Here is an 18,488-nt window from a genome sequence, read left to right on the forward strand (position 1 = left end):
AGGTAGTCATTCTTCTGTCCAATATTTCCTAGACAAATCTAGTTAATTCAGCGAAAAGGAAAACCTAAAGTCAAGAGATTCAAATCATTTTAATTACCACTAGATAAGGATATTTGTAGAAGAAAGTAACTACTAATCAAATCTATTTGTCCTATTTTACTCTTTTCCTGCAAGTAGTTAAGTGTAAGACAAATCTTACAGAACTATATGAGAAAAGGAGTTTAGGTATGTTATTAAAACATCCAGTACAAACAAAAATTAACATCATTGACTCAATTATGGGTAGTGGTAAAACTAGTTGGGCAATACAGTTCATGAAAAACGCACCAGCATATCAAAAGTTTATTTACATTACCCCCTTCAAAAATGAGGTAGAACGAATAATTACTTCTGTTAATCGTAATTTTCAACAACCACAGGCTGATTGTAAAGGAGAAACAAAGCTAGAAGATATAAAACGTCTCATCTCAGAAGGTAAAAACATTGTTTCTACACATTCACTTTTTAGAAATATAGATAATGAAGTCATTGATCTGTTAGACATGGAGAATTACACGCTAATCCTAGATGAAGTTATGGATGTTATTGAACAAGTAGATGTTTCAAAAGATGACTTGAAAATGCTAACAGAAAACGAGGTAATTGGAGTAAATCAAAACGGTGTTGTTCACTGGAAGCAACTTGATTATAGAAAAGGATATTTTGAAAAATTGAGGAACCTAGCTTATTCAGGGAACTTAATGATGTATGAAGACAAAGCAAATGAACCGAGTGCAGTATATTGGATCTTCCCTGTGGAAATATTTAAGTGTTTTGAGGAAGTTTTTATTCTGACCTATATGTTCGATGGACAGATTCAACGTGCTTATTTTGATTTATTTGGTCAAGAGTATATCTATAAATCAGTTGTAAAGGAAGGTAGTAACTATAAGTTAGCACCATCTGTGTCTTTTAAAAATGAAGACCGTTCACATTTGAAGGAAATGATTAACATTTATTATCTTTCACCTAAAGATAAAAAGGATATGAACAAGATGGGAAATAAGCATAATTATTTTAGTGTGTCTGATTTAAAAAAGAAAACTAAAAATAAGGATACAAAGAAAGTCATTAGAGATAACGCTTATAACTTCTACCGTAATAAATGTAATGTACCTACAAATGAGGTCATGTGGACTACTTTTAAAGAGTTTAAAGATAGCCTAGCACCTATGGGGTTGAAAGAACACTTTGTAAGTGTAAATGCACGTGCTACAAACCAATTCCAACATAAAAGGACATGTATCTATTTAGCTAACATTTATACAAATCCTTTGATAAAACACTTTTTTAATAAGCAAGGTATACAGCTTAATGGTGATTTATTTGCATTATCAGAACTACTTCAATGGCTTTTCCGCAGTCGTATTCGTACAGGAAAGTCAATAGATGTTTTTATTCCATCTAAGCGAATGAGAACGTTGTTGGAACAGTACCTCAATAATGAAATTTAATTACTTTCTCTACTTTTATTGCTTAGTAAAGAAACGTTGTAACCCTTGATAACACTGGGTTTCTTGAATATTCCCTTATAAGAAAGATATAAAAATGTTATAAGTATTAAAAGACAATCCCGAATAACACTACAAGGGATAGCCTAAGCTACCCCTCTTCGTGATTATTCAGGGTATACTTTAATAGCTATATAGAATAGTATTATTTCTAAAAATAGTGGTGAGGGCATTCTTTGCCCGAACACGAGGCGTAGCCGAGGTAGAATAAAAAATCAATAACATGATATAAGTACTTTAATAAGTATAGGAGGAAATGGCTTGGAACTAGAACGATATTCTTACAATCCATATAAGAAGAAATACAAGGGGCATTGGCACTATCGCTGTAGACATTGCGACAAAGTTATATATGTTCCTAAAGAACCTAAAGGTGGATATTATACTTGGGACTACTGTGACAAGTATAGTACTGAAATAGCATGTTTAATGTTTTGTTCAAAGGAATGTATAGAAGAAGTTGACCAAGAATATAAGAAAAGACGAGGATGGGCATAATCGCCTATCCTTTTATTTTTTATTAGTATAATCTCCTCACGAGAGGCAGCATTGGGAAAGAATTGAAAATTCAGATCATAAAAGAAGATTTATTAGTAAGGTTACTTCAAGATTTGGCTTTTTCGTGTAAGGAATATAACTTTTTGTTGTTCTTATAAAAAACTTTCAATTTAATGTCCTATTATGAAATGAAATTGCAAGTATCTAAGTGTAAGGGCTGATTCAAGCCCACAAAAAAATACTTGGAGGTACTAACAATGAAAACAAACGTTAAGAATGGCATTATTTATTTAGGGGAGTTTGCTACAGATACAGAAACTATTCGATTAGGGGACTGTGATATTTTAGGACTACAAATAGAGACAGAAAGTGATGGAGGTTGGTTTTCTGTATTTGGTGAAACAGATGAAAAAGGAATTGTTAAGCGTTTAATTATAGACCTAGAACCAATTGATGAGAATCCAGATGAAGAAGATTATGATAATTGAATAAGAAAAGCGAATTAAAAGGCTAAATTATTTGGAAAGGAAAGGCGTTTATGAATGGTATTGGATTTAACAACATAAAATTGACAGATAGAGACGTATATAAAATACTGTATCTAAACAAGGTAGAAGGATTACAATCACACCAGCTAGAAACAATGTTTCCTGTCACTAAGGCAACTATTAAAAGTATTGTAAACGGTAAGAGTCGAAAAGATTGTTATGGCTTGTTTATGAAATACAAAGATAGCCACAGTGACGAGTTTATGAAACTAGCTAAATAGTGACTAGCGTAATCTTAATAGTATATGAAACCTCTCAGGTTATTTCTGAGGGGTTTTACTATATATCGTAATTTCATGAATCTTATGTGTGAATTCAGCTATAGAATGCACAATCAGTGAAATGTAAAAAAACAGTGTTCATTCCTTAATACGACTGCATTCATCAGAATGGATTAGTTGTGCTTTTCTGTGCAAATCTCACTTTTTTCGCTTCCACTCCCTCTTTATACAGTCGCCTCAAAATTATTTTTTCTGCACAAACAAGAGGCCATTATTTAGCACCTTGTTGTTCTCTGTATTCTTTTAATCTTCTCTTAAATGTAGCAACACTACACTTTGCAAATTCAGCCCCCTCAGGCTGTGATATTGTACCAGCTTCAACTTGCTGAATGGCATTTAATAAAGCCCCTTCAATTTTATGTGTCTTAGATTTTCTACCAAACTTAACGCCCTTCTCTTTAGCCTCTTTAATGCCTTCCTGAGTTCTTTCAAGTATCATAGAACGTTCAAATTCAGCAAACGCCCCTAATACATTGAATAATAGTTTTGTCATAGGATTTTCCATAGTCTCGGCTGTAAACATTCCCATATTGATTATATGAACCGCTACACCTCTATTAGTTAAATCAGTAACGATATTCTCTAACTGTGATAATGAACGTGCTATACGGTCAGCCTTAGTTACTACAAGCGTGTCACCAGCTTTAATTTCTTCTAATAGCTTGTTAAGTTCTTTTCTGTCAGCTTTAGCCCCACTGATCTTTTCTTTATATATCTTTGTAGAACCAGCCTCTTTAAGTGCTTTTATTTGAATATCCAATTCTTGTTTATTTGTACTTACACGTCCATAGCCATAAATCATTGTTATTTTCCCCTTTTTAGACATTTTTATTTGATACGACTTTTTGATACTATACAAACCCTATAATACAGCCACTCTTTGTTAGTGTCAACAAGTGTAGACTTTATGATACATTGTAGGTGAAAACAATCACTGAAAGCCACGCTGTAATTCCTTCCAATCAATAGTGTCAATCAAAAACGTATTACTAGAACATTGATAAGTAAAGGCTGTATAATACCAATACTGGTCGGTACTACGTTGGTAAGATGATAGGTTAAGGACTAAGCTGGGGTACTATATACCCTACTATCATTGACAAGGATACCAGTAAGATAAAAGGAAGTAACAAGCATGGCACACGAGGCGAGGTGAGGGCAATAGATAAGCAATGAACAAGTAATGAAGGTAATCAGCAGAGACAGTTGCGAGGACGCTGGGCGGTACATTGGGATTCGCTATTATTTGTATCCCTAACACCCCCACCATAGGGGGCAGGGGGTCTTTTTTGAGGTCGTCTAGTGGTTACTAAATATACGAGGCGGTTTCTAAACCTTTATGGTAAATATCGGAATACCCTATAGACGATTCTGAGGTGATTAACTTTTAATTCGTGGGCAATGTAGCACCTAACGTTGAGGAAGAAGGACAAGGTTCAACAAATGTTGATTATAATAATCTACCTGAATACCTTAAATATGATTTTCTAGGAGGAAGCAACTAATGGGAAAAGCTATGAACGTATCTAAATACAATAACGTGATTACATTGGAGGAAATAACAGTCACTATTGAGGATAATGAGGGCGTTACTGAGGAACAAGGTCTCTGTTTTGTGGACAGGTGGGGTAAAATCATTTCACCTGAAAAGGCAAGGAAACTTATTACTGACTTAGAAACCTTTTATGATTCTGAGTGTGATGAATGGATTAAGGAACACAATAAGGAAATTGATAAAGAACTAGAAAAACAAATGAATGGTCATGTGGAATAACCTGTAAGAAAATTTTTTTGTTAATCACAATTTTAATGTCCTAAAACTTGTGCCTTTTGCAAGTACCTAAATGTAACGACAAAACAACTACATTTAGGAGGGCATTAAAATGCAATACCCGATTCTTAAAAATAAAATTTCACCAATTTTCCAGGAACATTTAGGGAGGGCTTGCTGCAATGACTAAGAAAATGACAGCCGATGAGATTTTAGTAGCTATGTATAAAATGGATGATACTGAGAAATTTGAATTGTTAAAGGTATTATCAGAAAAGCACTTTGGTGGTACTAAGTCAGTTGAAGAAATGATTGAATACATGAAACACATGGAGAACAGTGAGAGGGGGAGATTTTTAGATTATCTTCTCCATAATCACGTCGATTCAAGTACAATGAGGAATGTAAGTACAGCCACAAGGGCTTACATTGAGGGTTATCTACAACGTGAACTTACAGATGAAGAAATTATAATCATGAAGTTAGCTTATGACTGGGGTCACTTTGTTGGGGAAAAACGTAGAATGAAACAAGTTTAAAAAGTGATGAGGATAAAAAGGGGTAAGGATTTACCCCTAATTTATTTAAGTCTATCTTTTAGAATAACAATTTTTTCTTTAGATAATCTTCTTCTATATTGTATTTTCTAATATTACTGCATTGAGAACACGACCGTCCTTCTTGAAAAGGTGTTCAATAACCTCAATCCCATTACGCATGTCCCTTATAAATCTATCTAATTTAGTGATTACTAATGTGTCAACTTTAGAAAGATGACTTAAAACTATATTGAATTGGGATCTATCAGATGTAGTTCCAGTAAAATTTTTAGAGTAGATTTTTCCACAGTTTTTATTTTGGAGTGCTTACAAGTTGTACATCTAAACCTTGACCTATTATAGACACTTTAGCTTATCTGTATTTTTTCTATATGGATTTATGCCCTTAAGTTACGCTACCCTTAGATATCTCGATATCACAGAGGAAGCTTATGTATGTTAATCCTTTTAAGTTATGGCACCGCTGTATAACAAAAGGCAATTACCAGTTGAAGAGGTAACTGCCTTTTTAGAGGTAGATATTAAATGAAAGTAAAAGTTAGTTAGCGATTTGTTTTTTAATAACAGCAATCTCATTATCATTCAAATTGTATAAAGTGTAAACTTCCTTGTCTATTTCGCATTGTACAGCTTTAATTTGTTGTTGTGTTAAAATTATTTTTTCTTTTTTCTTTTCAAAAACAGGCTTAAAATCAAAGGCTTCTACTTCGGTTAACTTCACCTTTTTTTTATTTAATTCTCCTATAAATTCCTTGTAAGAAAGATTAAAGAATTTATCTAGCTTTTTCGAAGGTTTTTCTAGTCCTTTCATCTCTTTCAAATAATCTAAAAAGGAGTGTTGTTCGTTATACAAAGATGTATTCAACTCAAGTAATTGATTAGCTAAATTTTCAATCCTAAGCTTCTCAGCACTTTTAGGAGTTTTTACAGGAAAGTCATTAAGATACTGACGTTTAAATCGTAAGTATCCTCCTCTGATTGCAGCACCTGTTGCAAACATATAATAAAAAAGGAGTTCTGAGTTCAATAATCCTAATAAATATTTTGAGTCAGAAGGAATAAAAAAGCCAGTCATATCTATATACCTACCTACTGTATCAAGAGAAAAGCGTGGTATAGGTGCAATATCAGGAAAGATGATTTTTACTTTCTTATATTCTTCATAATAAGAACAAGCCCTTAACTCGTACCATTCACCTTTACCTTTAATATCACTTCTATTAGATAGAGGTTCTTTATATTGATTAAGATGATTTAAGATACTAGGATAATTGCTTATATCTATTCCTTTTTCAACTAAAATAATAAAGCGATCTTTGTCTGCAACTAGATATTGTCGAATATCTGTACCCATAGTGAAAGGGTGTATAATATCAGCAGCCTTAGGATCATCATTGATGAGTTCCATTTTCTTTTCTTCATCAATAATATAAGCGGTGTTATAACCAGTCTTGATTCCACCGTAGATGTCCTTACCTAACCATTTAGATAGAGAAGTCCCTTGCTTTTTTATTTTTTCGAAGATGGAAGTACTCTCTGTATTGCCTATATACCAAAAACCGTCATCTAATTTATTCGACTTAATAGGAAAAGAGTTTTCTTCTAAGTACTCGTCCAAATTTGTAACATTTTTTTCTTTTACATCACATGCTTTAATATCATATGCTTTTTTGGGAGAAGCTTTTTTCATAGATAAGATTAAAGGATAGGTTACAGCATCTTGGAATATAGGCAAATCTCCAAAGTCAATAAGTTTAAGTATTTGATAATTAAGCAAGAAGCCTCTTAAAGGCTTTCCATACCTAGCTTTCATAAACTTATTAGGAAAAATAAGTGACAAACGTCCTTCTTTTTCTTTAAGTAAGTTTAGACTTTTTTCTAGAAAGTAAGTATATAAATCAGCACTACCACTAAAAACTGTATAATTCTTTTCTAAAAAAGGTTTGTAATGACCAATAAATTCATTACGTACATAAGGCGGGTTTCCAATAATGACATCAAAACCTCCATTGTCCATAATGTCTTTAAAAGATTCTGACCAATCAAAAGGTTTTAGTGCGGGACTTGCATTGTCTATTAAACTGTTACCACATTGGATGTTTTTATCGAGTGTAGTCAATTCATCTTTTGCACTGGCAGTTTTCAGCCACAGAGAAAGCTTTGTGATTTCTACCGATTCCTTGTTTAGATCTACTCCAAACAAATTATTTTTTAAGATGTGCTTATTTAGATCAAACAGAGTTAATTGTCCTACCCCCGTAATTGCCTCGTTTACAATCATGCCTTCCTTGTACAAATAATCAAAAGCTTGGTTCAAAAAAGCACCAGAACCACAAGCTGGGTCTAAAACTTTAATATTTGAGAGTACATCTCTATACGCCAACCAAAAATTTAACCATTTATTTTCAGCAGCAGTACGAACAGATTTTGCTGAACTTTTTAATTTTCTTTTTTCGATAGCATCTAGCTTTCTATTATATTCAGCCTCCCTTTCTTTCAATTTTGTGTTATACCATTCATCAATATCAATAAGTTCAGGTAAATTTTCTTCACCTAACTCTTTTCTTTTAGCTGATAGCCAACCTCCGATAGCATCTTCTACTATAAATCTAGTTATATACTCAGGAGTATAAAAGATACCATCTTTTTTACGTTTTCCATTCTTGCCAATCTTTTCACCACGTATCTCTTGTTTCATTTCTTCTATATCAGATATAGACTGTTCAAAAATGTGCCCTAAAATGTTTACATCTAAATCACTGTTAAAATTATTGTTTGAAATTCGTGTGAACTCTATAAAGATTGAATCTTGAATGTTAAGAGAGTCAAGAACTTCGTCATATTTAAATAGACCGCCATTGAATTTATTGATGTTGTTTCGTTGATTTCCTTTGTCTATCGACAAAAAGAGATTCTTTAATTGTTCCCAAATTGGTGTATCAGTTACTACATAAGATAGTTTTGCAGCTTCAATTACACGTCTAAACGTATTTTCAGGGAGAAGCCCTGTGTCTTCACAAAAGCATACAAAGATAAATCTATCCATTAATTTTTGGGTCTTTTCAAATAAGACTAATTCATCTACAAGAGGATTATGAGTCTTTAAGTGTTCAAATACATTTAAACGCGTCTGTTTATATTCTTTATAAAACTTGTCGCTAATTTCTTCCTTTTCAGCGTCATTTGTATCATAAAACTCATCTGTTTTAGAATCTTTTTCTGAATCGATAAGATGTTCTTTACAAAGTAAATAGTAAAAGCGTTTGAACTCTTCTACGTCTGTTAATTCAATTATGTCGAATCGTTCATACTCGGATTGTGTCGAACTTCTATAAAACCTAATTTCTTTAAAGTTAGAAACAATAACCCACTTACAATTCTTACCTTGTTTAGAAGCATAAGAAAAAGCCTGTTCAACTGGTGTTTGCTGATTTTTCCTCCCACGTTGTTTACTGTCAAGATGTGTTTTTGCATCCTTTAATTCAATGATTACTTGTACATCATGCTTATTACGTGTAAAGTAGCCTAAAACTCCGTCAGCTTTGCTACTATCTGTTGAAGATTTGCTTTCCTGTATTAAATTCCACTCATCATTTCCAATTTGATCTTGATATCCTAATACATTTCTAAAAAAGTCAATTAGAAAACTCCCTTGCAAGGATTCTTCTTTAGTCTTCTTAAATTCATTGTCTTCTAAACTGTGTTTCCAATTAGTCAATATTTTTAGTTTTTCATCGAAGTTTGGAATCTGATCTAATTTAAAATTTCCCAATCGTTCATTTAACAGTTTTCGATTAAAAATTTGTTTATGTATCAATTGATATACCGCCCTTATAAAAGTAGTTATTTCCATATTACCACAAACCAGCCATATCATAGGATAGATAAATCACTAAAGATACAAGGTGTTAGGTGTAGAAAAAAACTCCTATTATACTTATATCAATTTAAATTCAAGAATATAGACCTGCGATTCTCCTTTTTAATCGAACAAACTGTCAGATTAAAAACATATTTCATATATTAAATAAAAGCTTATATAAAATACTACATATTCTGACAAATCATCCCTTTAAAATATGTTATTATTACGTGTAAACTAAAACCATCGGAGGAGTATTATGTTATTATTTTTCATTATTATTTGTTACTTAGGTTTAAATATTATTTCCTATCTATGCACTATTAAAGTTTTTCGAAAAGGTGAGATCTTAAAAGGGTTAATTTATTTATCATTAACAACAGCTTTATTTATTACTTTTATCTTCCTGTGCTATCTCATTGATTTTAAAGTTAATTTTATAATTAAATTTCTCATTGCAACTCTGGCTGCCTCAAAAGTAATAACTTTATCTCTTAGATTGTTGTTAAACATATCAAGATTAAAACAAAACGAGAGTTATTTATCAAGATGGGTTATTTTCCTGCCCATTTTTATAGTAGTAGCCGCAATTTATTGGATAACCGATGATTATATTGGGATACCACAAAGCACGTATATATATATAGAAGCTGTATCTTATCCACTATTCGTAGCAGGTATCGTCCAATACCTTCAGTTCCTGGAAAGAGATCAAAAATTCCCGTTCAAATATAAATAAATTACAATGTAGGAACTATAATAAAATACAATTAAAATGCAAAATCCTAATAAACTAATAAATACCCATCAAATAGAACTGGGAGGATAATTAAAAATAAAGTCATTGATTACTCATTTAAACGTACGATAAATATTAAAAGACGTCAGACAGATGTAATTCCCTTTTATAATATGTGGTTTAAATATTGCCTAAAAAAACAAAATGCCCCTCGAAATTTTTTAACCACTTTACAGCAGAAAATAACCCTTTTATAATAAAGTTAATAAATAATTCATGTGAAGTGGTTTGTCGTTAGAAACGTAATAAAAACAATTGATATACATAAGCTTCCAACTTTTAAACCTTGACAGGGTGGAGGTCGTGAGTTCGAACCTCTCCGGGGTCATAAAAAAACACCATATCAACCTATTAGGTGATATGGTGTCTCTTTTTATCCAAGTTACTTCTTATAAAAACTAAAAATCTTGCCAGTTAATCACTTCCCACCAAACATCTTCTCCAAAGACTTCGCATTAGCAAATAATAATTCCTGCAGGTTGTCATCAGCAACGATTTTGTAGTCTCCATCTTTGTCTTTCTTTAAGTTCAATGTAACTTCGCGAATTGCCATTGCTGCCTCTTTATCTGCTAAGTTTTTGATGATAGTTGATGTCATTGTTTTTTCTATTGTTTTTTCGGATTGCTCTTTGTCTTCACTAAAGGCACTAGCGAAGGCCATTGGCATAACTTCTCCCATTGCTTTTGTTACGGCAACAGATAGATCAACAGATGTAACTTTCACTTTAACTTCTGCTTTGTCATCCTTTTTTGATACTTCTTCTATTTTTTCAAATTTAAAGTTTTTCGTAATGGCGCTCAGCATGGCTTTTCCGTCAGCATCATCTGTTTTTTCATTTAGTTTACTAAACTCTTTGTCACTTTCAACAAATGTACGAGCCTTTTCTAAGTCACCTTTTTGTATCGCTGTTAAAAATTCTTCTACAGAGTCTTTCGGATTTGCACATCCTGCTAAAACACCAACTGTTAATCCTACTACCATCATTAACAGCAATAATTTCTTTATCTTTTTCACGTTCATTCTCCTCTTATCTTTTCTAGTAAGTCATCACTATACAATAGTATGAAACTGACATTACAAACATTTTTTAGTATAGCATTTATATGATTTGTTTTCTATTCTTTCCCAAAAGACAAAGAGCCTTGTAGAAATACTACAAGGCTCTTTGTCTTTCAATCCGTATCCGTAGCACAAATTAACCACATTTTATGCTCCTTACTATCTAACACCATCCAAGTAGCATCCCATGCAATATCATAAAACCAATCTGTCCAAGGACGATAGCTTTCAAACACTCTAATATCTTCATATCGATCTTGGAACATGTATTGACATACATTAATCGCTAATTGCTTCGCGACAACCGGACGATCTTGAAATTCTACATATGCTCCGCCCCATAAAATTTGAGCGGCAATGCTATCATCAAGCATTACTGCGTTACTTTCTTGAAAATGAAACTTATATTTTTCTGATGTATGTATTTTTAACTCTTCTATGTTATTAATTATATCTAAAGAGTTGAAGATTCTTCTGAAAAAGTGCTCGTGTCCATCTTCTCCATACGGTATTTCTTTGAAAAAATTTTCGTTATGTACTTTAAAACAGCTTATAACCGCTCCGCCATGTAAGTTGTGTTCCTTGAATGTATGTATTAGTTGCTCAATAGATGAGTCATTTGTTTCTACTTTTTCAAAAGTTCCTGCTTTCCACCTCATGACGCCCACTACTCTCTATTAAAAGTTTGTTTCTCCATTAAAGTATTAAAATAAAAACCAGCAACTTTAAGATTGCCGGTTTATCTCTTATTCATATTTGAAAATACAATAACAATTACTCCAAGTACATCATGCCCCGCTACCATCCATATACTCCGATCAAAAATCATAAGGGACAACCAAAGTGATATATTAATAGCAGCAAATAATAAATATAAAATAAAGTCCCTCTTTTGTAGCGCCTCTCTATTCATCAAAATGTAAATTGCACCGATAGGAGGCAGAATAAAGCAAAGGAAAAAGACAAATATTTTTCTTAATGACCATGGATATGAAGTTACTGTCTGCATATGAACCTCCTTTTCACTTTATAGTACTTTTAACATCGGCCTTACTACCCTATATTCTTCACTATAAGGTTCCTTTATGATTAACGGCGGGTGATTATCTTTTTCTTCTTCAATCATTGTGAATACTTCTGTTTTTTCTTGTAATATGTTGGATTCACTATCTTTAGTAGGCTGTTTGCTTGTTTCAATTTTCTTCGTCACTTCGCCAAGTTTTGGCCCGGATTTTTCTGCTTTGGCAGGTTCATTCGTAACGTAATATTCCTGGCCCTTCCATACTAATATAGGTGGTACTTGTTCTCGTTTGTTACATATTATATAAGTAATACTAGCTATAAGTAGTAGGCATATTGCTATAAAGAAGATAGCTTTTTTATTTATATACTATTCTCCTTATCTATCATTTTATTGGATTATATAATAGGAAATATAGTCAGTAAATAGTTTTTATGGTGATTTTTAGTATTAATTTCAAATAGAAAAACCTTACTGTAAAGTAAGGTTCCGTTTTTAAATTCTATAATGTTTTATTAATTAGAACGATCATTACGATAATCGCTATAAACATAACAACTAAACAGCAGATCATTTTATAAAATCCTCGTTTCGTTAGCGTTCCGCCCTGAACGTCTTTACGAATGAATAGGAACACCGCTAAAAATAAAACAAGCCCCATGCCAAAAGCGTACATCATTTGCATATGTTAATCTTCCTTTCTCTCTTACATCTTAATATCTTTTAGATAAAACAACAAACGAGATAAAAACTGTACTCATCGTAAGTGCCATTAATATGTTCAATAATTCAACCGCAGATAGTGTAATTACTTTTAAATTTAAGCCAATAGAGAAAAGAAGATAGTATGCTGTTAGCGCAAAAAAGCTGAAGAACATTCCTTTGTAACGAATGAGTTTCATTCGCTCATCTTTTTCTTTAAATTGCGGGTGTAAGTAACTTAGGCAAAAACACATAATCATCATTGCAAGCACGGTATAAGTTGGAATTGGCGGCGCGGAATGCGTCATTATACCTGCTAATACCATAGTTCCACTCATAATTAAAAAGATAATCCCCATAATTACAAAGTACTTTTGTGAATAATTCATCCTTTCTCCCCCTCTTTTTTTCCTTCATAAATAAATACATGTTCTATCGTTGTCTGAAATGCTTTTGCTATTTCAAATGCTAAAGGAAGTGATGGATCATATTTCCCCTTTTCAATTGAGATAATGGTTTGTCTAGAAACCCCAAGTTTCTCAGCCAATTTTTCTTGAGATAGTCCAAATTTTTTTCGGTATTCGACCATTTTATTTTCCAAGGAAATTTCTCCCTCCTTCCTTATACCGAGTATATATGTAAAGCAAACTTTACGTCAAGGTTCCTTTACATTCATTTAGATTATTTTGCATTCTATTTATCCCGCTATTTGCGGGCAGTACGAATGCAAGGAAGTTAGGCGGGCGATAACTGCCCGTAAATGCCCGATTGGTGAGGGCTAATAATCAGTGGGGGATGGACAACCCCCCACTGATTAAAGTTTCACTTTATATAGAAGAAACTTTTTCAAATTCAGCACGTCTATTTTGAAATGAAACATGGAACAATGTATATAGCCGTTACTATATCTCCTCCCCGCTTTTGTGAAAATTTAATATCTCCATATTTGTTTTATCCTTTTAAAATATTTTATTCTTCTCCTTATTGGGTGATGTGCGCTATTGTTTTTACGTTGTTTTTCGCCATATTTATAGAAACTAACGGTTTATGAAGCATTTTTTATGTATAGCCACTTTTTTTGTAGAAACCCTTCATTTTCCTTTCAATATTTAACACTATCGATATAAAGTTTATGGTAAATTCATAATTTTTTATTTTTTATACTATATTCCGTTATATTGTTGTATAATATCAATGAAAGCGCTTATTATTTCAATATACATAATTCGAACTAAACTTTATCGAAACATTCTGATAGTTATACTTATATTTAAATTCAACAATTATAGTTATTAATGTAGGTATACCAAATATATCCACCCCATTTTTCTGTAAAATTACTTTATAACATGAAAGATTAACTTGGGTGATAAGTTATTGTGAATGTTTTTTTACAAAACAGATAAGTAATAGTGTTTGGTATTATGTAAATTATTGTAATAACATAAGAGTAAAGAAAACCATTTACATTAATTATTAGTTCATCAATTATTGAAAAAGAGCAAAATGCACCTTTTGTATAGGAAAAGGATTATATGCATTGGGAGGTTTAAACAAATGACGAGGAAGAATACAACGACAAACCCTTGGGCCAAGTTCCATGGTCCGAACCTTGGTTATGTTATTGAACAGTATGATCTTTACGTAACTGGAGCAGGTTCTGTTGATCCGGAATTACAAGAGCTTTTTGAAATTTTTGGAGCTCCTTCGTTTCAAGATGATGTCGTAACAGGGGACAACACAGCAACACATTTTTCTCCTCAAAACACAGGGAACATTGAAAAGATTCTTAAAGTCGTTCAACTTGTTGAGCAGATTCGTTCTTTCGGGCATACATTGGCTCACATTAATCCGATGGAAGATGCTGCAAATGGACAATCTCTTATCGAGAAAACAATGAACGAACTGAGCGATGCTGATTTGAAAGCGATTCCAGCAAAAACAGTATGGCAAAATGCACCAGAGGGTATTCACACTGCACTTGATGTAATTCATAGATTAAAAGACGTTTATACAAAATCTTTAGCTTATGAATTCTCACATATACAAGATAGTGAAGAACGCGCGTGGTTGCATCAAATGGTGGAATCAAATTCATTGCGTCAACCATTATCAAATAAAAAACGAACTGCTCTTTTAAAACGTTTAACTGCTGTTGAAGGTTTCGAGCAATTCTTGCATAAAACATTCGTTGGTCAAAAACGTTTCTCAATAGAGGGCGTTGATATGCTTGTACCTGTACTAGATGAAATTGTTTCAGAAGGTGCTAAAGGCGGCGTAGAAGATGTCATGATTGGTATGGCTCACCGTGGTCGTCTAAGCGTACTCGCTCACGTATTAGAAAAGCCATATAATCACATGTTTGCAGAATTCAAACATGCAAAAATAGAAGGTGTAAAGACAAATGCTGGCTGGACTGGCGACGTGAAATACCATTTAGGTAGAGAACAAGTCGTTGGTAATGAAGAAGTTAGCACTCGTGTTACATTAGCAAATAATCCGAGTCATCTTGAGTTCGTTAACCCTGTTGTTGAAGGTTTCGCACGTGCAGCTCAAGAGAATCGTAAAAAACCTGGTCTTCCAGAACAAGATACTACAAAATCATTCGTAATTTTAGTTCATGGTGATGCTGCATTCCCTGGTCAAGGTGTTGTGTCTGAAACATTGAACTTAAGTAGATTGAATGCGTACCAAACTGGCGGAACTATTCATGTTATCGCAAATAATGCAGTCGGCTTTACGACTGATAGCTATGATTCTCGTTCTACTAAATATTCAAGCGACCTTGCAAAAGGTTTCGATATTCCGATTGTTCACGTGAATGCTGATGATCCGGAAGCTTGTCTTGCTGCTGCAAACCTTGCGATCCAATATCGTACGCTGTTCAAAAAGGACTTCTTAATCGATTTAATCGGTTACCGCCGATATGGTCATAACGAAATGGATGATCCAGCAGTTACGCAACCACAAGTGTACAAAAAAATTAAAAATCACCCAACTGTAAGAGCAATTTATGCAGATCAATTACAATCTGCTGGCGTTCTGAATGCAGATGAGGTTGAAACAATTACTCAGTTTATACAAGAGGAATTAAAGGCTGAATACGCACAAGTGCCACCAGCTGATACGAGTGCTGCAACAATTCACGTTAAAGTTCCAGAGGTTGTTGCAAAAGGAATCCAGCCGATTGACACTGGTGTTTCAATTGACTCGCTTCGTGCAATTAATGAAGGACTATTATCTTGGCCTGAAGGCTTTAACGTATATCCAAAAGTGAAGAAAATTCTTGAGCGCCGTAAAGATGCTCTGGAAGAGAACGGTAAAATTGAATGGGCACTTGCTGAATCTTTAGCATTCGCTTCTATTTTACAAGAAGGTACGCCAATTCGTTTAACTGGTCAAGATTCACAGCGTGGTACATTTGCGCATCGTCATATCGTATTACACGATACTGATACAAACGAAACATATTCACCATTACATCGTTTACCGAACATTAACGCATCATTCTCTGTTCATAACAGTCCGTTATCAGAAGCTGCTGTTGTTGGTTACGAATATGGTTATAACGTATTTGCTCCAGAAACTCTTGTGATGTGGGAAGCTCAATATGGTGACTTCTCAAATACTGCGCAAGCATTATTTGATCAATATGTTTCAGCAGGAAGAGCGAAATGGGGTCAAAAATCAGGTCTAGTTCTTCTATTACCACACGGTTATGAAGGTCAAGGACCGGAGCATTCTAGTGCACGTCCAGAGCGTTTCTTACAATTAGCTGCTGAGAACAACTGGACAGTTGCAAACTTAACGAGCGCAGCACAATACTTCCATATCTTGCGCCGTCAAGCATCTATCTTAGGAACAGAGGCTGTTCGACCATTAGTAATTATGACGCCGAAAAGCTTATTACGTCACCCACTTACACTTTCTACAGGTAGTGAGTTAAGTGAAGGACGTTTCCAACCTGCTTTAGAACAAGGAAACCTTGGTGCGAAACCAAACAAAGTAAAACGCCTTGTTTTAAGTACAGGTAAAATGGCAATTGACTTAGCAGCAGAAATCGAAAGTGGTAAGCATGAGTACAGCCTAGATGAAGTTCATATGGTTCGTATCGAGCAGTTGTACCCATTCCCTGCTGAAAAAGTTCAATCTATTATTAAACGCTTTAAAAACTTAGAAGAAATCATTTGGGTTCAAGAAGAACCTCGTAATATGGGCGCATGGCATTACATGGCTCCAATTCTGTTCGAACTAGCTGGGGATAAAGTGAAAACAGGTTACATTGGACGCCCAGATCGTTCTAGCCCATCTGGTGGCGATCCATTCGCTCACAAAGCTGAGCAAGAATTAATCGTTGCACACGCTTTAGATGTGAAGTACAACTTCCGTCAAGATAAACAAGAAATTGAAGTTTTCAGCAACTGAAAGTAACAACGAATTTCACTAGCTCAGCTTGGGCAGATATTCTGCCCAAGGTCGAGCTAATACATGGAGATTACCGAAGATTAAAGAAGACAAAACACACCGTTAGGCAAATAAGGGGAGGACATTTAAAATGATCGAAATTAAAGTACCTGAGCTTGCAGAATCTATTTCAGAAGGAACTATTTCACAATGGCTTATCAACGTAGGCGACAAAGTTGAGAAAGGTGGCAGCGTTGTTGAGCTTGAGACTGACAAAGTCAATGTAGAAATCATTGCAGAGGATTCAGGTATTGTATCGAAGTTACTAGGCGAACCTGGAGATACAGTTGAAGTTGGCGCTACTATCGCAATTTTAGATGCAAACGGCGCAGCAGTTGCAGTAAGTACACCTACTCCGGCTAATGAGCAACCAAAACAAGAAACTACTGAAGCACCGAAAGCAGAAGCTCCAAGTGCTGAACAAAATAAAGCGTTGCAAGGTTTACCAAATACAAATCGTCCTATCGCATCACCAGCTGCTCGCAAAATGGCTCGTGAATTAGGAATCGACTTAAACGACGTACGTAGCACAGATCCACTTGGACGTGTGAGACCACATGATGTACAAGCTCACGCTGCAGCTCCAAAAGAAGCACCAGCTGCTCCAAAACAAAGTCCGGCTCCAGTTGCAAAAACTGAATTCGAAAAACCAGTTGAGCGTGTGAAAATGTCCCGCCGCCGTCAAACAATTGCAAAACGTCTTGTAGAAGTTCAACAAACATCTGCAATGTTAACTACATTTAACGAAGTTGATATGAGTGCAATCATGGAATTACGTAAAGAACGCAAAGATGCTTTCGAGAAAAAACATGATGTACGTCTTGGCTTTATGTCATTCTTCACAAAAGCAGTTGTTGCAGCATTAAAACAGTTCCCATTATTAAATGCTGAAATTCAAGGCGACGAGCTTATCATTAAAAAATTCTATGATATCGGTATTGCAGTAGCAGCTCCAGATGGATTAGTTGTTCCAGTTGTACGCGATGCTAACCAATTGAACTTCGCTGAAATTGAAAGCGAGATTCGTAATTTAGGTCTGAAAGCACGCGATAATAAACTTTCATTAAAAGAGCTACAAGGTGGTACATTTACGATTACAAATGGTGGCGTGTTCGGTTCTCTAATGTCGACACCAATCCTAAATAGTCCACAAGTAGGTATTCTAGGGATGCATAAAATCCAAGTACGTCCAGTTGCGATCGATAACGAACGTATGGAAAACCGTCCAATGATGTACCTTGCACTATCTTACGATCACCGTATTGTTGATGGTAAAGAAGCAGTTAGCTTCCTTGTTGCCGTTAAAGATATGCTTGAAGATCCAAAATCATTATTATTAGAAGGTTGATAGATTACGAATCTATTAAAGGCT

Annotated in this window: 18 protein-coding genes; 8 read left to right on the forward strand and 10 right to left on the reverse strand. The window is 34.2% G+C overall.

Going from position 1 to position 18,488, the window contains the following annotated elements; all coding sequences use genetic code 11:
• Nucleotides 1-227: 227 nt before the first annotated feature.
• From CQZ94_RS02795 to CQZ94_RS02810, 4 genes are all read left to right on the forward strand, one after another.
• On the forward strand, nt 228-1,493 hold the full coding sequence (locus CQZ94_RS02795; RefSeq protein WP_105584188.1) for a DEAD/DEAH box helicase family protein: 1,266 nt from the start codon (nt 228-230) through the stop codon (nt 1,491-1,493).
• Nucleotides 1,494-1,811: 318 nt separating this feature from the next.
• On the forward strand, nt 1,812-2,048 hold the full coding sequence (locus tag CQZ94_RS02800) for a hypothetical protein (RefSeq protein ID WP_105584189.1): 237 nt from the start codon (nt 1,812-1,814) through the stop codon (nt 2,046-2,048).
• A 257-nt stretch (nt 2,049-2,305) separates the two neighbouring features.
• Nucleotides 2,306-2,536 carry a hypothetical protein gene (locus tag CQZ94_RS02805; protein ID WP_105584190.1) on the forward strand — a complete coding sequence of 77 codons (231 nt, stop codon included), beginning with the start codon at nt 2,306-2,308 and terminating at the stop codon, nt 2,534-2,536.
• 50 nt (nt 2,537-2,586) lie between these two features.
• Nucleotides 2,587-2,817 carry a hypothetical protein gene (locus CQZ94_RS02810; RefSeq protein ID WP_071720117.1) on the forward strand — a complete coding sequence of 77 codons (231 nt, stop codon included), beginning with the start codon at nt 2,587-2,589 and terminating at the stop codon, nt 2,815-2,817.
• Nucleotides 2,818-3,088: 271 nt separating this feature from the next.
• Here the strand turns inward: CQZ94_RS02810 and CQZ94_RS02815 are convergent, their stop codons facing one another.
• Nucleotides 3,089-3,679: a recombinase family protein gene (locus CQZ94_RS02815; RefSeq protein ID WP_105584191.1), complete on the reverse strand. Its 591-nt coding sequence runs from the start codon at nt 3,677-3,679 to the stop codon at nt 3,089-3,091.
• 702 nt (nt 3,680-4,381) lie between these two features.
• Here CQZ94_RS02815 and CQZ94_RS02820 point away from each other — a divergent pair.
• Both CQZ94_RS02820 and CQZ94_RS02825 read left to right on the forward strand, forming a co-directional pair.
• Nucleotides 4,382-4,651 carry a hypothetical protein gene (locus CQZ94_RS02820; RefSeq protein ID WP_105584192.1) on the forward strand — a complete coding sequence of 90 codons (270 nt, stop codon included), beginning with the start codon at nt 4,382-4,384 and terminating at the stop codon, nt 4,649-4,651.
• Between the two features lie 179 nt (nt 4,652-4,830).
• On the forward strand, nt 4,831-5,187 hold the full coding sequence (locus CQZ94_RS02825) for an MEMO1 family protein (RefSeq protein ID WP_071720112.1): 357 nt from the start codon (nt 4,831-4,833) through the stop codon (nt 5,185-5,187).
• A gap of 93 nt (nt 5,188-5,280) precedes the next feature.
• Here CQZ94_RS02825 and CQZ94_RS32320 read toward each other — a convergent pair whose 3' ends face one another.
• The 9 genes from CQZ94_RS32320 to CQZ94_RS02875 form a co-directional block, all read right to left on the reverse strand.
• The gene (locus CQZ94_RS32320; RefSeq protein ID WP_105584193.1) at nt 5,281-5,487 is read right to left on the reverse strand and encodes a recombinase family protein; all 207 of its coding nucleotides are present in this window, start codon (nt 5,485-5,487) and stop codon (nt 5,281-5,283) included.
• 259 nt (nt 5,488-5,746) lie between these two features.
• Nucleotides 5,747-9,025 carry an Eco57I restriction-modification methylase domain-containing protein gene (locus CQZ94_RS02835; RefSeq protein ID WP_181149420.1) on the reverse strand — a complete coding sequence of 1,093 codons (3,279 nt, stop codon included), beginning with the start codon at nt 9,023-9,025 and terminating at the stop codon, nt 5,747-5,749.
• A 1,262-nt stretch (nt 9,026-10,287) separates the two neighbouring features.
• On the reverse strand, nt 10,288-10,884 hold the full coding sequence (locus tag CQZ94_RS02845; RefSeq protein WP_142395730.1) for a DUF4878 domain-containing protein: 597 nt from the start codon (nt 10,882-10,884) through the stop codon (nt 10,288-10,290).
• 158 nt (nt 10,885-11,042) lie between these two features.
• A complete protein-coding gene (locus CQZ94_RS02850; RefSeq protein ID WP_142395731.1) occupies nt 11,043-11,588 on the reverse strand; it encodes a hypothetical protein in 546 nt (181 codons plus the stop codon).
• Nucleotides 11,589-11,668: 80 nt separating this feature from the next.
• Complete coding sequence (locus CQZ94_RS02855; RefSeq protein WP_142395732.1) at nt 11,669-11,938, reverse strand: hypothetical protein; 270 nt, start codon at nt 11,936-11,938, stop codon at nt 11,669-11,671.
• An 18-nt stretch (nt 11,939-11,956) separates the two neighbouring features.
• Nucleotides 11,957-12,316 (reverse strand): hypothetical protein, encoded by a 360-nt coding sequence (locus CQZ94_RS02860; protein ID WP_105584198.1) that lies wholly within the window; start codon nt 12,314-12,316, stop codon nt 11,957-11,959.
• A gap of 136 nt (nt 12,317-12,452) precedes the next feature.
• Nucleotides 12,453-12,635 carry a DUF3976 domain-containing protein gene (locus tag CQZ94_RS02865; protein ID WP_105584199.1) on the reverse strand — a complete coding sequence of 61 codons (183 nt, stop codon included), beginning with the start codon at nt 12,633-12,635 and terminating at the stop codon, nt 12,453-12,455.
• Between the two features lie 28 nt (nt 12,636-12,663).
• Complete coding sequence (locus CQZ94_RS02870) at nt 12,664-13,041, reverse strand: permease (protein ID WP_105584200.1); 378 nt, start codon at nt 13,039-13,041, stop codon at nt 12,664-12,666.
• On the reverse strand, nt 13,038-13,253 hold the full coding sequence (locus CQZ94_RS02875) for a helix-turn-helix transcriptional regulator (protein WP_105584201.1): 216 nt from the start codon (nt 13,251-13,253) through the stop codon (nt 13,038-13,040). Before CQZ94_RS02875 ends, CQZ94_RS02870 begins: the two co-directional genes overlap by 4 nt.
• A gap of 956 nt (nt 13,254-14,209) precedes the next feature.
• On the opposite strand from CQZ94_RS02875, the gene odhA reads away from it, so the two are divergent.
• The gene (gene odhA, locus CQZ94_RS02880) at nt 14,210-17,077 is read left to right on the forward strand and encodes a 2-oxoglutarate dehydrogenase E1 component (RefSeq protein ID WP_105584202.1); all 2,868 of its coding nucleotides are present in this window, start codon (nt 14,210-14,212) and stop codon (nt 17,075-17,077) included.
• A 130-nt stretch (nt 17,078-17,207) separates the two neighbouring features.
• Nucleotides 17,208-18,464: a 2-oxoglutarate dehydrogenase complex dihydrolipoyllysine-residue succinyltransferase gene (gene odhB, locus CQZ94_RS02885; RefSeq protein ID WP_105584203.1), complete on the forward strand. Its 1,257-nt coding sequence runs from the start codon at nt 17,208-17,210 to the stop codon at nt 18,462-18,464.
• Nucleotides 18,465-18,488 lie beyond the last annotated feature (24 nt).

This window comes from Bacillus sp. MYb209 (genome assembly GCF_002975175.1).
Taxonomy (GTDB): Bacteria; Bacillota; Bacilli; order Bacillales; family Bacillaceae_G; genus Bacillus_A.